Here is a 13,608-nt window from a genome sequence, read left to right as displayed (position 1 = left end):
GTTTTACCGCTGAATGTAGCCCTTACCTGCAATCGTTCGGCCGCGGCACGTCAAAACGCGGCATGCATGTATGGCACTGGATTTGCTCACTGCCGTTGTTCCATTCGCCTTTTGGTTCGCCACTGCGCTCGCAGCACGACCAAGCGAATGAACAGCACCGCTGTTAGCCAGACGCATAGCGACATTGAGTGCGTCGAGCCAACGCCGACCGACTCAGCGAGGAGCTTTCACATCGCCATGCCCCACACGACCGACAGCACCACCGCCTCTCACGACATAGTCAAACCCTCCCGACGCCGCTTCCTGCAATCCGCCGCCGCAGCCGCCGCGGTATCGGCAGCGCCTTTGGCTCATGCACAGCAACAGCCGGCCATGGCCGACGCATCCACGGTATCGACCAATACCGGCACCGCCGCGTCGCTCATGCCCGTGAAGCTGACCATCAACGGTCATCCTTACGAAATGCAACTCGAAGCGCGCACCACCTTGCTCGACGCCTTGCGCGAATATGCAAGCCTCACCGGAACCAAGAAAGGTTGCGACCGCGGACAATGCGGCGCCTGCACGGTGATCGCGAACGGCCGCCGCATCAATTCATGCCTGACGCTCGCCGTCATGCATGAAGGCGAGTCGATCACGACCGTTGAAGGGCTCGCCGCCGCGCAAAAGCTAAGCCCCATACAGGCCGCTTTCATCGAGCACGATGCGTTTCAGTGCGGCTTCTGTACGCCGGGCCAACTGTGTTCGGCCACGGCCCTGCTCGATGAATTCCGTGCCGGCGACGCCAGCGCCGTCACCGCCGATGTCCGCTTCCGTCCGCCACAACTCTCCGACGACGAAATCCGCGAACGCATGAGCGGCAACATCTGTCGATGTGGCGCGTATCCGAACATTGTTTCGGCGGTGAAAGCCATCTCGATCACCAAGGCCTAGGAGCGCGACATGGATGCCATTTCCTACGAACGCGCAACCGATGTCAGCGCGGCAATCAAGGCTGCACAACAACCCGGCGCGGCTTTTATCGGCGGTGGGACGAACCTGCTGGACCTCATGAAAGGAGGCGTTGCAAGACCGCTGAAACTCGTCGATATCACGCATATCAACAGCCTCGGCAGCGTGACGCCATTACCCGATGGCGGGCTGCGAATCGGCGCGCTCGTTCGCAACAGCGACGCCGCGAACCACGCATGGATTCGCGGGCGATATCCGCTTTTATCGCAGGCGTTTCTCGCGGGTGCATCGGCGCAATTGCGCAATATGGCGACCGTCGGCGGCAACCTGATGCAACGCACGCGCTGCTATTACTTCTATGACACGGGCTTCAGCCAGTGCAACAAGCGCGCGCCAGGCAGCGGCTGCGCGGCGCTGGAAGGCAACAACCGCATCCACGCGATCCTCGGCGCGAGCGAACAATGCATCGCGACGAATCCCTCCGACATGAGCGTGGCCCTCGCCGCGCTCGATGCCGTCGTGCGCGTGAACGGTCCGCAAGGCGAGCGCGCGATTCCGTTTGCGGAGTTTCATCGGCTGCCGGGAGATCATCCCGAAGTCGATACCACGCTCAAGAGTGGCGAACTGATTACATCGGTGGATCTGCCGCCGCCCTTGTTCGCCGATCACTCGCATTACCTGAAGGTGCGCGATCGCGCGAGCTACGCGTTCGCGCTCGTCTCGGTCGCGGCGGCATTGCAGATGGACGGCGACACCGTGAAGACGGCGCGCGTCGCGCTGGGCGGGGTCGCGCACAAACCGTGGCGCGCGACGGCAACTGAGCAGATGCTCGTCGGCAACCCTCTTTCGCACGATACGTTGCAACGCGCCGCCGCGCTCGCCGTGCGCGATGCGAAGGGTTATCGCGAGAACCGCTTCAAGATAGAACTGGCTCAGCGCGCGATCGTCCGAGCCGTTTCAACCGCTGGAGGTGTGGCATGAGTGTTCTCGGACAACCGCTCGATCGCACCGACGGACTTTTGAAAGTCACGGGCCAGGCCCGCTATTCCGCCGATAACCCCGAAGCCAAGCTCGCACATGCGGTGCTCGTGACGAGCACGATTGCGCACGGCCGCGTGGCGTCGATGGACACCGCGCGCGTGCAGTCCATGCCCGGCGTGCTGCTCGTGATGACGCACGAAACCGCAATGCGTTTGCCCAATGGCGGCAAGCCGGATGCGTCGCCGCCTGCCGTGCGCCGGCTGTCGCTGCTGCAAACCGATGAAGTGCGCTACAGCAACGAGCCGGTCGCGGTGGTCGTGGCCGACACGCTGGAACGCGCAACCGATGGCGCGCGCAAGTTGCAGGCATCGATCCGTTATGAGGCGGCTTCACCCAACGCGGACTACGAAGGTGCCAAAGGCAGCGCGTACCGGCCGGAAAAGATGATGGGACGGCCTATCGACACGCAGCGCGGCGACGTTGCCGCAGGCCTCCGGCAAGGTCCGACACGACTCGACGTGGTCTACACCACGCCGAACGAGCACCACAATCCAATGGAGCCGCACGCGACGCTGGCGCGCTGGGACGGCCCCAATCTCACGCTTTACGATGCAACCCAGGGCGTCTCCGGCGCGCGCAGCGCGGTGGCGAAAACGCTGGGTATCGGCGAGGATAATGTGCGCGTGATCTGCCCGTTCGTTGGCGGCGGGTTCGGCTGCAAAGGCTCGGTCTGGTCGCATGTCGTACTCGCCGCGATGGCCGCGAAGCAGACCGGACGGCCTGTGCGGCTCGTGCTGGAACGCCCGCAGATGTTCGGCATGGTGGGAAACCGTCCTTTCACCGAGCAGCATTTCCAGGTCGCCGCACGCGACGACGGCACGCTCACGGGCATGCGTCATGACGTGATATCGACTACATCCACGTTCGAGGACTGGAACGAAAGCTCGGCCATTCTCACGCGCATGCTGTACGCCGTGCCGAATCAGGCGACCACGCACAAGCTGGTGAAACTCGATGTCGGCACGCCGACCTTCATGCGTGCGCCGGGCGAAACGAGCGGCTCGTTCGCGCTCGAATCCGCGATGGACGAAATGGCATATCAGTTGAACATGGACCCGCTCGCCTTCCGTCTGAAAAACCACGCCGACATGGAGCCGCAGGAGAAAAAGCCTTGGTCGGAGAAGTCGTTGCGCGAGTGTTACCGGGTCGGCGCGGAAAAATTCGGCTGGTCGCGGCGCGATCCTAAACCGCGTTCCATGCGCGAAGGCAACACGCTGATCGGCTATGGCATGGCGACCGCGACGTATCCGGCGAATCGCAGCGAGGCATCGGCGATCGCGCGCATCTTGCCGGACGGCACGGCGATGGTGGCGTCCGGCACGCAGGATCTCGGCACCGGCACCTTCACCGTGATGACCCAGGTCGCCGCCGATGCACTCGGCTTCCCCATGGAAATGGTGACGTTCGCGCTCGGGGATTCATCGTTGCCGAAAGCGCCGGTGTCGGGCGGATCGCAATCCGCGGCAAGCGTGTCGCCAGCGGTGCGCGACGCGGCGTCGCAGGCTCGCGGCAAGTTGATCGCAATGGCCATCGCCGATTCGGGTTCGCCGCTCGCCGGTGCATCGCCCGACGACGTGACGGTCAACAACGGCTGGGTGATCAGCCGCGCGGACCCGTCGAAGCGCGATCCGGCGGCGGCGGTGATTGCGCGTAACGGCGGCAAGCCGATAGAAGCCACGGCCACAGCGAAGCCCGGCGACGAGAAAAAGGAGTACGCGTTCCACTCGTTCGGCGCGGTGTTCGCGGAGGTTCACGTCGATGCCGACCTTGGCACGATCCGCGTCGCGCGCGTGGTGAGCGTGTACGACGTGGGCAGCCTGCTCAACGAAAAAACCGCGCATAGCCAGTTGATGGGCGGCGTGGTGTGGGGCATTGGCTCGGCGCTCACTGAAAAAAGCGAACTCGATCCGCGTTTTGGCCGCTACACGAACGCCAATCTCGCCGAATATCACGTGCCTGTGAATGCCGATATCAACGCAATCGATATTACGGTGCTTGGGCAGACCGATCCGCATATCAATTCGCTCGGTGTGCGGGGAATCGGGGAGATTGGCATTACGGGCGTGGCGGGCGCGATTGCGAACGCGGTGTATCACGCGACCGGTGTGCGCGTGCGGGATTTGCCGATCACGCTCGACAAGGTGATGCCGAAAACGATGGCGTAGTGGATGTAGTGGTGTCGATGTCATGAAACCGCGCGACCGCTTAACGCCGCGCGGTTTTTTCCTGCATCGGAACTACTTAAAACTTCTCGTCGCCATGCTCAAATCCCGAAGCCTCGATGCCCGCTTTTGAAGCGACGCACCTTCGCTGCCCTGTAAATATCGTTGAACTTACTCGACGTGTATAACAGACTTGCAAACCACAGCCGCTTCCGCACCAATCGATGGTTCCAAAACAAGAAGTGTCAATTGTCGATGCCGTATGCCACTTCCAAAGTATGCGGCTCTTGAGTCAGTCATTCCGTGCTCATATCCGTCTCGACTGCACGCCCAATTGATGTAATTTCGGATTTCGTCTGGCTGAAAATCAAACTCGGAGGAAATTAACAATCGCGATGTGACGTTCTGCGAACCCATTTCGCCAAGCCTGAAATGGGTTACGCCCTCGCACCGGACAATCGCTAGATCGCCTTCTACGAGTTGAAAATTCAGCAATAGATGATGCCTGTCTCGCATGTAATACAAACCAACTAATTCGGCGTCGTGGTAGTTCTTTTTTCTAATCATTTTTAGCTCCAGAAACTTCGGTGTTACCGCGGAAGAATAGAAAAACTTCGTCCGCTTTCCCGGGTGAATGCGCCGTCCGCGCCAACCGGCCCATAGTTATGCGCATGCGGAATTCCCTGGCCGTGGTCATGATCGAAATCAAAGTCCACAACGGGCGCGCCAGTGTCCCCATACAACCGCATTTGCCCGCTTCCGGGGTTCGTGTACCACGTGCCCGGTTCCCCGTAGTTGGGCGTTTTCGCGATTTCATAACTACCGCCAAAGGCCGGCATCTCGCCAAACTCGAACGGCACGGCATCGGCTAACGGTGTGGGGCTCGTGCCAGCTTTCGAGGCACCGTCGAGGTCAAACGTGTCAACTTCAATCGACGGCAAGGACGACGCGACAGCGGACAGCGCCGATACGACCGACGACGCAAGCGCGCTTGTGTCGTCACCGGCAGCGCGCGCTGCGATGGTACGCGCTTGCGCTTCGGCCATCGTTTCGATATGCCGGTACGGTTTTAGCGCGTTAGCTTCGCGCCTGATGCGGTCATCGATTGACTTGTTATATGCCTTCAGATCATCAGAGTACGCTTTCGAACGTGCCATGTAAGCGCGATCACGTTCGTCCAAATCACGTTTATACGCGGCATAGTCGAATTCGCGTTTCGGGACGAAGCCATTGTGGACGATGTATTCTGGCTTGGCGCGCACGATCACCGCCGCCTCGTTGCGCACTTCCCAACAAAACGTCTTGATAATATCGCCGGGGCGATCACTGCAAGGGCTTGAGCGGTAGGAAGGAAACGAATCTACAAGGAATGTTTGAATGCGTTTAACCAGCTCTAGCTCGCTTGCCCAATGCTCGAAATTCGCGGCTTTGGACAAGGCTTTTCCGGCTTCGAGTGCTTCTGTCTGTTCTTTGGTCCTGCCATTCGGCGGGTAGTCCCACTTTTTATAAAGCAAGAAGCGGTGGCCCTCATAGCGCATGAGTTCGGTTGTCATCTCAGTTGCTTTGTGTTTTAACGACCGTAACGCTAACCCACTTCGCCCTCAGCCTGTCTCAATAAAGGGGGCAGCGCCAATCATGGACTTGTACATCACTGAAACGTGGCTGACGAGACGGTTAAACGCCGCGCGGTTTTTTTCCTGCTTGCAGCAAGCAATACAGCTTGTCAAAATCAACGCTCTTAATTCCTCCCCTTTTTTCAGGACGCCGGCATGAGCTACGCATCGAGCGCTACGGGCATCCTGCTTGCCGCCGGCTATGGTTCCCGCTTCGACCCAAGCGGCCTTCACAACAAGCTTCTTGCCACGCTCCCCGATGGCACACCTGTGGTGTTTCAGTCGGCGCGGCGGTTGTTATCGGCGGTATCGAGCGTGCTGGCGGTCGTGCGGCCGGGATCGGAAAAGCTCGCCGAAGTGTTGAACGAAGCGGGATGCAACGTGATGTTTTCCATCGATGCCGAACGCGGCATGGGCGCAACGCTCGCCGCCGCGGTCCGCGCAACGCCGGAAGCCGAGGGGTGGCTGGTGACGCTTGGCGACATGCCGTGGATCGAGCCCGCAACGGTGGAAGCGGTCGCGCGCTCGCTGGATGCGGGGGCGTCGATTGTCGCGCCGTTTTATCGCGGGCAGCGAGGACATCCGGCGGGATTCGCCGCGATCCACCTGGACGCGCTAAGCGCACTCGACGGCGATGCCGGAGCGCGGGCGCTGTTCATGTCGGAGGAAGTGGAAAAAATCAATGTCGACGATGCGAATATTCTTCGCGATGTCGATGTGCCGGAAGATTTGAAGGCAGACTGAATCCGGCGTCAAAGCAAACGAATCGTTCTAAGCGGCCAGCACCCCTTCCTCACCCGTCGAAGCCAGAAAGTATCGCCGGCTCACATCGACCAAAGTCGCGCCAAACCCCTTGCGCGCCCTGAAGTCCGTGCGCGCGCTCGTCACCACGCGCGGCGCCGCGCTCCATGCAATCGACGCGCCATCGGCAATCAGCGCCTCGACCAGCGCCACGTCCTCGCTGTGTTCCAGCGGAGCAAAACCGCCGACCCGCACATAAGCCGCCGCCGATACCCCCATGTTCGCACCGTGAATATGCCGATGATCGTCCGCGTCGGTATATGTGCGCGCGAAATGCTCGCGCACTGCCGATAAATGCGGCGACCAGTCGTGAATCGCGATAACGCCGCAAACCGCATCAGCGCACAAGTCGAGCTGGCGAACGAGCCAGTCATCGGCGACGACGCTATCGGCATCGGTGAAAGCCAGCCATCTCGCACCCAGTGACAACGCGCGCGCGGCCCCATCCGCCCGCGCAATGCCGACGTTGCGCGCATTCACGGCGATCACTTCCGCGCCGAGCGCTTCGGCAATGGCGGCGGTCTCGTCGTTGCAATGGTCGGCGACCACGATCACGCGCACGTCTTCGCCGAGCAGTTGATGATGGCTTGCCGCGCGTTTCGCTGCCGTTACACACGCCCCGATCTGCGCCGCTTCGTTATGAGCGGGAATGATGATGCCGATCATGTTCTTCTCTCCGTTCGTATTTTTCTCGCCCGGAACGCCCGGACAGTTGCCGGATGCACCAAGCAATGGGCATTCCCAACGGAGATCGGACAGCGAAAGACTTGAAAAAACAGGGTGTTGCGCCCCGGGCGTGTGTGGCATGCAGCACGCCAGGCTGTACAAATACACAGCACTTCTATGTGCCCGGCACGGAAACATTTTGAGACCTGACTGAAACAACACGTAACCTGCGTCAACTTTCCTGAAAGCCTGGCGTTAACCCGGTGACAGCGCCAATTCCTGGCGACAAACTTACCGAACTGTGAGGCAACCGAGTCCATGGCCGCCCTTCCGCTTTCAGCACCTCAACAACGCGACCAGCATTACGAGCAACACCACGGCCATGCGGCCCTCATTCCGCGTTCGGCCGGTCAGCTCAAGGCGGAACACGACCGTATTGTCGGCCGTGCGAAATTTTTCCTGTACGCGACAATCGTGCTGGCTTTCGCCGGATTGATCGCGGTCGTGGCAATGCCGTTCTCGCCAATTCCCGATGACTTCAGCTTTGGCGCGCAGGAAGTGGTCGCGGTAGCGGTGTTCGCGGCCTGCCTGTTCCTGCTGCACGAACGCGCAGAGTTGATGCTGCGTCTCTACAACTTCGAACCGGTTGAGCAGACAACGCAAGGTGAAATGCGCGCGCTGCTGCATCGCGTGCCGGAAGGCGCGTCTTACCAACGCGCGCTGGCCGCTGAAAACCGCACGTTCGTGACGGTCGAAGTGGAAGAGATCCGCCGTCGCGCCGATAAATTCAAACCGGCGCCCGAAGGCCAGCAATCCGAAGAAGCCTGACGCAGGCCGCCGAACCCCCGTATTGAAGTATCCGAAAGCCGCCGTCCCGTCTCTACGGGGCGGCGGCTTTCATTTTCCTGATTTCATTTCGATTTTCTCCCAATTGCTTGTCGAGCCTGCCTGAGCCTGTTTCTTGCTGAATGAAACTCCGCCAGCGAACGCATTCGAGCGGTTCGCTTATTGTCCATCCGCGGAGCGTCGAAGCCATGAGCAAGCAACCCAATATCAAGCAGTACGATCATCCGGCAGGCGGCTGGGGTTCGGTGAAAGCGGTTTCATCGATACTTCTTCAAGAGCACGTCGCCGCGAACGGCACGCGCGTTCTCTTCAAGCAGAACAAACCGGACGGCTTCGCGTGCGTGAGCTGCTCGTGGGCAAAACCGGCGGACCCTCATCTCTTCGAATTCTGCGAGAACGGCGCAAAAGCGACCGCCTGGGAGATCACGAGCAAGCGCGCGACACCCGACTTCTTCGCTCACCACACGCTGGCGGCGCTCGAAGCGTGGAGCGATCTCGAGCTCGAATCGCAGGGACGCCTCACTCACCCCATGCGCTACGACGCCGAGTCGGACCGCTATGTGCCAATCTCATGGCAACAAGCCTTCGATGAAATCGGCGAAAAGCTGCGCGGCTATGACCCGAAGCGCGTGGTGTTCTACGCGTCGGGACGCGCGTCGCTGGAAACCTCCTATATGTATGCGCTGATGGCGCGGCTTTATGGCTGCAACAACCTGCCGGACAGCTCCAACATGTGCCACGAGAGTACGTCGGTGGCGTTGCCGGAAACCATCGGCGTGCCGGTCGGAACGGTTACGCTCGAAGACTTCGAGCACACCGACTGCATGTTTTTCTTTGGCCACAACACCGGCACGAACGCGCCGCGCATGCTCCATCCGCTTCAGGAAGCGAGGAAACGCAACGCGCAGATCATCACGTTCAATCCGCTGCGGGAACGGGGTCTCGTGAGTTTCGCCAATCCGCAGTCACCGAAAGAAATGCTTTCCACTGAACAAACCTGTATCAGCACGCAGTATCACCAGGTGAAGATCGGCGGCGACATTGCGGCGGTCACGGGTATCTGCAAGGCGCTGATCGAAGCCGACGATAAAGCCGTCGCCGCGAACGCGCCGCGTGTGCTCGATGCGGGGTTTATCGCTGAACATACGCATGGATTCGAAGCGTTCGCCAACGCAATGCGCGCCGCCGACTGGAAGGACATCGAACTTGAATCCGCGTTGACGCGCGCAGCACTGGAAGCGGCCGCGACCGAATACGCGCGAGCCAAAGCCGTGATGATCCTGTACGGCATGGGGATCACGCAGCATCGCGAGGGCGTGCTTGCCGTGCAAATGCTCACGAATCTGCTTTTGCTCGGCGGCAATATCGGCAAGAAGGGAGCGGGAATCTGCCCGATTCGCGGCCACTCGAACGTGCAGGGACAACGCACGGTCGGCATCACGGAAAAGCCCGCGCTCGTGCCCATGGACAAGCTCGCCGAGTTGTATAACTTCGAGCCGCCGAAGGAAACGGGCCTCACGACCGTCGATACATGCGAAGCCGTGCGCGATGGCGGTATCGATGCGTTTATCGGGCTCGGCGGCAACTTCGCGCGTGCGGTTCCGGATCAGGGCGTGCTCGATCCGGCCTGGAAGAAGGTGCCGCTGACCGTGCAGATCGCGACCAAGCTGAACCGCAGTCATGTCGTGCATGGGCGCGCGGCGTATCTGCTGCCGTGTCTCGGACGCATTGAAGTGGACCGGCAGGCGAGCGGTGAACAAACTGTCACGGTGGAGGACAGTACGGCGTGCATTCATGCATCGAAGGGAATGGTCGAGCCCGCGAGCGAGCATCTGCTTTCCGAACCTGCCATTGTCGCCGCGCTTGCGAAGGCGATCCTGCCGCCGAACCCGGCTATCGACTGGGACGCCTGGGTGGCGGACTACGGGCTGGTACGCAGTGCCATCGAGCGGACCTATCCGGATCAGTTCAAGGAGTTCAACGCGCGCATGACGCAGCCAGGCGGGTTTCATCGGCCGCTTCCCGCCGCCAGGCGCGAATGGAAGACCAAGACGGGGAAGGCAAACTTTATTGTGCCGGAAGGGTTTGGCGAGGACCCCGACATGCAGTTCGACGGCGAACGCACGTTGCGCCTGATGACCACGCGCGGCGACAGCCAGTTCAATACAACCGTTTATACGCTCGATGACCGGTTTCGCGGCGTCATGAAAACACGCGACGTACTGCTGATGAACAAGTCCGACATGACACGACTGGGGCTCGCCGAGGACGACGCCGTGGCCGCCGTGACGGTGACCGACGACGATGTGCCGCGCGAACTCGGCGGCCTGCGAGTCCATGCCTATGACATCCCGGCGGGTTGCGTGATGGGCTATTACCCCGAATGCAACCGGCTGATTCCCGTGTCGCACCATGCGAAGCGCAGCAAGGTCCCGGCGGGCAAGGCCATCCCGATCCGGCTGCGGAAGATGGCGGCTTGAAGCGGAGCGGAAGCTCAAACAGGCATGAAGCGTGCTGCAAGCTCCCGGCGCGGCCAATGCCCATGCCGCCCACGATCTCAACCGCTCGTTCCAAGATAAGCAGGAGCCACCCATGCTTGCCGCTTCAGACTTCGCTACCTTAGACGAACCCTTGAGCGCCGAGCTCGCCGCGTCGGGGGCATGCGCGTTCGAACCTGTGGTGCATCCCAAGGACGACTATGCAGCGCTGCTCGCTTTTCACGGTATCGAGCCGGATCGTCTGGTGCTGATCGATCCGCATTCGGATACCCATGCCTCCGATAACGGCCAGTTGCTAGCCGACATTAGCGACACCCTCGCCGCCGATGGCTGGCAAATTGGAATAATCGGGGACCCTGCCGAATCCGAACGCACGGGCGCTGTGTTAGGCGCGATGCAGTCCGGCGCGCTCTATCTCTCCGGCGCGATGACACGCGATACCCAGGCTGCGTTGATTGGAAATGCGCGTCTGGTCTTGAGCGAACGCGCGCAAGGTTCTGCGGTGGCTCAACTTGCGCATGAACGTGGTACTCCGTTAATCAGCCTCGATAGCGGCCGTTTTGGCGAGACCGCCGACGCCATCGTGGGCGCGGCGCTCGCCGAACTTCATACGCAATGCACAGCGCATCCCGGGCTGCCTTTCACGCTCCATACGCCTATGCTGAAGGATGCAGCATGAACTTCCGCGAGACTTGATCACCGAGTTGACCACCGAGGCGAGCCATGAATACAGCAATGAGCGTTGAAACAGTGAAATACGAAAGCTACCGCATGCAGACCAATCCGATTCCCGATCCCCTCGCTGACCCGAACCGCGACCCCGAGGCCGATCCGTTGTCGCCGCCGTCGCCGGGGCATCGGCCGGAGGAACCGCAGCAGCCCGATGCACCTCCGGACGGCCATCCCATCTGAGCGTTACACCTTGCTCACCGCGCGCGTGGGTTCGGCGAGCGCGACTGCTGAGCCCGACGCAACCGGTTCGGCGGCAGGCTCAGCGGCGGGATCGATAAACACCTTCGCGCCGCGCTGATAGTTGAATATGAACAGCACGACCGACGCGGTCGAGGCCAGCGCCACGCAAAACACAAATACCGCGCGATACCCCCACGTCGCGGCAACGAACCCGGACGCCACGCCCGCCATCACCGAGCCGGTGCGCATGGTGTTGAAGAACAGCGTGGTCGCGCGGGCCAGCGCGCCCGGCATCAACTCCTGGAAATACGACATGCCGAGGCACGACGTCACGGCGACAACCACCGCGTTCAGGATTTGCAGCGGCACGAGCACCCAAAGATTGGGCGCAAGCGCGATTCCGGCGAAATAAACGATATGCGACAGCGACGCAAACGCGATCATGTTCGCCTTGTTGATCCGGCGTGACGCGCCGCCGAGCATCAGCATCATCGGGATTTCCGCGAATGCGCCGAGTCCGACCATTTGCGCCACGTGCGCCGTCGTGCCATGCAACTGGTCGACGATCAGCACCGGCAGCATGATGGTCGCGATTGCCGAACCCATTCCAATCAGCGTGAAACTCACGAGCGCGGCGTACACGTGCGCGTTCTTCCCTTGCTGCGGAATTTCGCTGCTGGTTTTGTCTCCCGCTTCGAGCGCGTCATACACCTTCGGCTCGCGCATGAACAATACGATCACGCCAGCCACGACAAACGCACCCGCCGCCGATAAAAACAACCCGTTGAAGCCCGACACGCCCAGCACGATTGCGCCAGCCGCCGGCCCGAACACCCACGCGCACGAAAGCGTGGTGCGCAATGTCGCCATCGGCAATTCGGTGTTGCTGATGCCTTCGGCGTGCATCCGCGCCTTGCTGAATGTGAAAAGCTGCGGAAACACCGCCGCGCCAATGCTCAGGAACACGCAGCCGAAGATAGTCAGCAAGATGTAATTGCGCGTGACGCAGAGCAACGCATAGCCCAATGCAGAGCCGGCTATTGAGAGCAGCACGATGCGTTTTTTATCGCTGCGCCGATCGGCCACGCGTCCGAGATAAGCGCTTACGACCACGCTGCTGACCGCCGTCAGGGTCATGAAGATGCCCAGGCGCAGCGGCGTCATGTGCGCTTCGGTTGCACCGAACAGCGATGTGTAAGGCACGGCGAACGACGACGCAATGCCCGATAAAAACATCGCGAGTGAAATGCCGGGATACCCGGGAAGACGAATCAGCGCGAGAAAAGTCTTGAAGACGGCGTTCATTGAAATTCACATTGGCAGCCAGGACCCTCTTTTTTGGCCGCGTTGCGCGAGCGCGAAAAAGAGACGTCAGCGCGCACTTAAACACGGGCGAAGGTTTTTTTCAATGAGTCTGATGGAATGCTCACAACAAACAGCAACGGGTTAAAGCGTTTATGTCGTCCAGCTAAACGTTGGTTCGATGAACTCGCGTGGTTCAAAGCACGCCGTGATCCGGTCGAGTCTGCCGAATCGGGTCGCCCTGCAAAATCGTCCAATACTTTTGCGAGGCGCTTCCCTAGCATGTTCTCCACCATGTCCTTCAGGAGAAACGCATTGTTAGTGCAAAACGAATCAATTGGTGCGAGCGCTGCGCAAACGCCGGCTGAGCCGGAGCGTTGTGTGATTGTCGTGGACGAAGCGCTGGCGCCCGGTAAAGCGTCGAACGCCGCTGCGGTCGTGGCGTTCACGCTGGGGCAGCGTCATAGCCATCTCGTAGGAGAGCCGCTTCGTGAACTCGATGGAACCACGCATCCGGGCCTTATTCCCATCGGCATTCCAGTGCTAAAAGCCACGTCCGCACAGTTGAGCGCGCTTCGCCTGAAATCGCTGCCGCATTGCGATGTCGTGGACTTTCCGGTGCAGGGCCAGACCACGACCGACTATGCCGCGTTTCTGAGCGTGGTTAGTTCACTGCCGGGCGAGTCGCTGCACTATCTCGCGGTCGGTCTGGTCGGGCCCAGGAAGAAAGTCGGCAAGCTCGTCGGTGGACTTGCGCTCTTCGCCTGAGCGCGAGCAGCGTGAAAGCGCAAGGAATATCATGGCGTTTTCCAGCCG

General features: G+C 60.7%; 12 protein-coding genes. 9 read left to right on the top strand and 3 right to left on the bottom strand.

All coding sequences use genetic code 11. The features are described 5' to 3' along the window. Positions 1-237: 237 nt before the first annotated feature. From AWB64_RS07965 to AWB64_RS07955, 3 genes are read left to right on the top strand one after another with little or no spacing between them, the layout of a single operon-like run. Positions 238-933, top strand: a complete 696-nt coding sequence (locus AWB64_RS07965) for a 2Fe-2S iron-sulfur cluster-binding protein (protein WP_060818148.1) — start codon at positions 238-240, stop codon at positions 931-933. Between the two features lie 9 nt (positions 934-942). Beyond that, entirely contained in the window at positions 943-1,932 is a 990-nt protein-coding gene (locus AWB64_RS07960) for an FAD binding domain-containing protein (protein ID WP_060818147.1), read from the top strand. After that, entirely contained in the window at positions 1,929-4,157 is a 2,229-nt protein-coding gene (locus AWB64_RS07955) for a xanthine dehydrogenase family protein molybdopterin-binding subunit (protein WP_060818146.1), read from the top strand. Before AWB64_RS07960 ends, AWB64_RS07955 begins: the two co-directional genes overlap by 4 nt. Before the next feature lie 587 nt (positions 4,158-4,744). On the opposite strand, the gene AWB64_RS32045 is transcribed toward AWB64_RS07955, so the two are convergent. Then, positions 4,745-5,707, bottom strand: coding sequence for a hypothetical protein (locus AWB64_RS32045; RefSeq protein ID WP_060818144.1), 963 nt, complete (start codon positions 5,705-5,707; stop codon positions 4,745-4,747). A gap of 216 nt (positions 5,708-5,923) precedes the next feature. On the opposite strand from AWB64_RS32045, the gene AWB64_RS07940 reads away from it, so the two are divergent. Next, positions 5,924-6,511 carry a nucleotidyltransferase family protein gene (locus tag AWB64_RS07940; RefSeq protein ID WP_060818143.1) on the top strand — a complete coding sequence of 196 codons (588 nt, stop codon included), beginning with the start codon at positions 5,924-5,926 and terminating at the stop codon, positions 6,509-6,511. A 27-nt stretch (positions 6,512-6,538) separates the two neighbouring features. On the opposite strand, the gene AWB64_RS07935 is transcribed toward AWB64_RS07940, so the two are convergent. Further along, the gene (locus tag AWB64_RS07935) at positions 6,539-7,234 is read right to left on the bottom strand and encodes a glycosyltransferase family 2 protein (RefSeq protein WP_060818142.1); all 696 of its coding nucleotides are present in this window, start codon (positions 7,232-7,234) and stop codon (positions 6,539-6,541) included. Positions 7,235-7,552: 318 nt separating this feature from the next. On the opposite strand from AWB64_RS07935, the gene AWB64_RS07930 reads away from it, so the two are divergent. The 4 genes from AWB64_RS07930 to AWB64_RS31520 all read left to right on the top strand — a co-directional run bounded on the left by AWB64_RS07930 (position 7,553) and on the right by AWB64_RS31520 (position 11,490). Next, complete coding sequence (locus AWB64_RS07930; RefSeq protein WP_060818141.1) at positions 7,553-8,062, top strand: hypothetical protein; 510 nt, start codon at positions 7,553-7,555, stop codon at positions 8,060-8,062. Positions 8,063-8,268: 206 nt separating this feature from the next. Then, positions 8,269-10,560: an FdhF/YdeP family oxidoreductase gene (locus AWB64_RS07925; RefSeq protein ID WP_060818411.1), complete on the top strand. Its 2,292-nt coding sequence runs from the start codon at positions 8,269-8,271 to the stop codon at positions 10,558-10,560. A gap of 112 nt (positions 10,561-10,672) precedes the next feature. Then, positions 10,673-11,257, top strand: a complete 585-nt coding sequence (locus AWB64_RS07920) for a glycosyltransferase family protein (protein ID WP_060818140.1) — start codon at positions 10,673-10,675, stop codon at positions 11,255-11,257. A 44-nt stretch (positions 11,258-11,301) separates the two neighbouring features. Then, a complete protein-coding gene (locus AWB64_RS31520) occupies positions 11,302-11,490 on the top strand; it encodes a hypothetical protein (protein WP_157766598.1) in 189 nt (62 codons plus the stop codon). 3 nt (positions 11,491-11,493) lie between these two features. On the opposite strand, the gene AWB64_RS07915 is transcribed toward AWB64_RS31520, so the two are convergent. Further along, on the bottom strand, positions 11,494-12,795 hold the full coding sequence (locus AWB64_RS07915; RefSeq protein ID WP_060818139.1) for a sugar efflux transporter: 1,302 nt from the start codon (positions 12,793-12,795) through the stop codon (positions 11,494-11,496). Between the two features lie 318 nt (positions 12,796-13,113). Between AWB64_RS07915 and AWB64_RS07910 the strand changes: the two genes are divergently transcribed. Beyond that, complete coding sequence (locus AWB64_RS07910; RefSeq protein WP_244163978.1) at positions 13,114-13,560, top strand: DUF2000 domain-containing protein; 447 nt, start codon at positions 13,114-13,116, stop codon at positions 13,558-13,560. Positions 13,561-13,608 lie beyond the last annotated feature (48 nt).

The organism is Caballeronia sordidicola (assembly GCF_001544455.2).
GTDB lineage: Bacteria > Pseudomonadota > Gammaproteobacteria > Burkholderiales > Burkholderiaceae > Caballeronia > Caballeronia sordidicola.
Note: the sequence above shows the minus strand (reverse complement) of the source record. Positions and strands in the feature narration are given on the sequence as shown.

What these genes read in the sequence shown, in the direction of transcription:
- AWB64_RS07965 (WP_060818148.1), top strand. Translation starts at nt 238, where the DNA reads ATGCCCCACACGACCGACAGCACCACCGCCTCTCACGACATAGTCAAA.
- AWB64_RS07960 (WP_060818147.1), top strand. Translation starts at nt 943, where the DNA reads ATGGATGCCATTTCCTACGAACGCGCAACCGATGTCAGCGCGGCAATC.
- AWB64_RS07955 (WP_060818146.1), top strand. Translation starts at nt 1,929, where the DNA reads ATGAGTGTTCTCGGACAACCGCTCGATCGCACCGACGGACTTTTGAAA.
- AWB64_RS32045 (WP_060818144.1), bottom strand. Translation starts at nt 5,707, where the DNA reads ATGACAACCGAACTCATGCGCTATGAGGGCCACCGCTTCTTGCTTTAT.
- AWB64_RS07940 (WP_060818143.1), top strand. Translation starts at nt 5,924, where the DNA reads ATGAGCTACGCATCGAGCGCTACGGGCATCCTGCTTGCCGCCGGCTAT.
- AWB64_RS07935 (WP_060818142.1), bottom strand. Translation starts at nt 7,234, where the DNA reads ATGATCGGCATCATCATTCCCGCTCATAACGAAGCGGCGCAGATCGGG.
- AWB64_RS07930 (WP_060818141.1), top strand. Translation starts at nt 7,553, where the DNA reads ATGGCCGCCCTTCCGCTTTCAGCACCTCAACAACGCGACCAGCATTAC.
- AWB64_RS07925 (WP_060818411.1), top strand. Translation starts at nt 8,269, where the DNA reads ATGAGCAAGCAACCCAATATCAAGCAGTACGATCATCCGGCAGGCGGC.
- AWB64_RS07920 (WP_060818140.1), top strand. Translation starts at nt 10,673, where the DNA reads ATGCTTGCCGCTTCAGACTTCGCTACCTTAGACGAACCCTTGAGCGCC.
- AWB64_RS31520 (WP_157766598.1), top strand. Translation starts at nt 11,302, where the DNA reads ATGAATACAGCAATGAGCGTTGAAACAGTGAAATACGAAAGCTACCGC.
- AWB64_RS07915 (WP_060818139.1), bottom strand. Translation starts at nt 12,795, where the DNA reads ATGAACGCCGTCTTCAAGACTTTTCTCGCGCTGATTCGTCTTCCCGGG.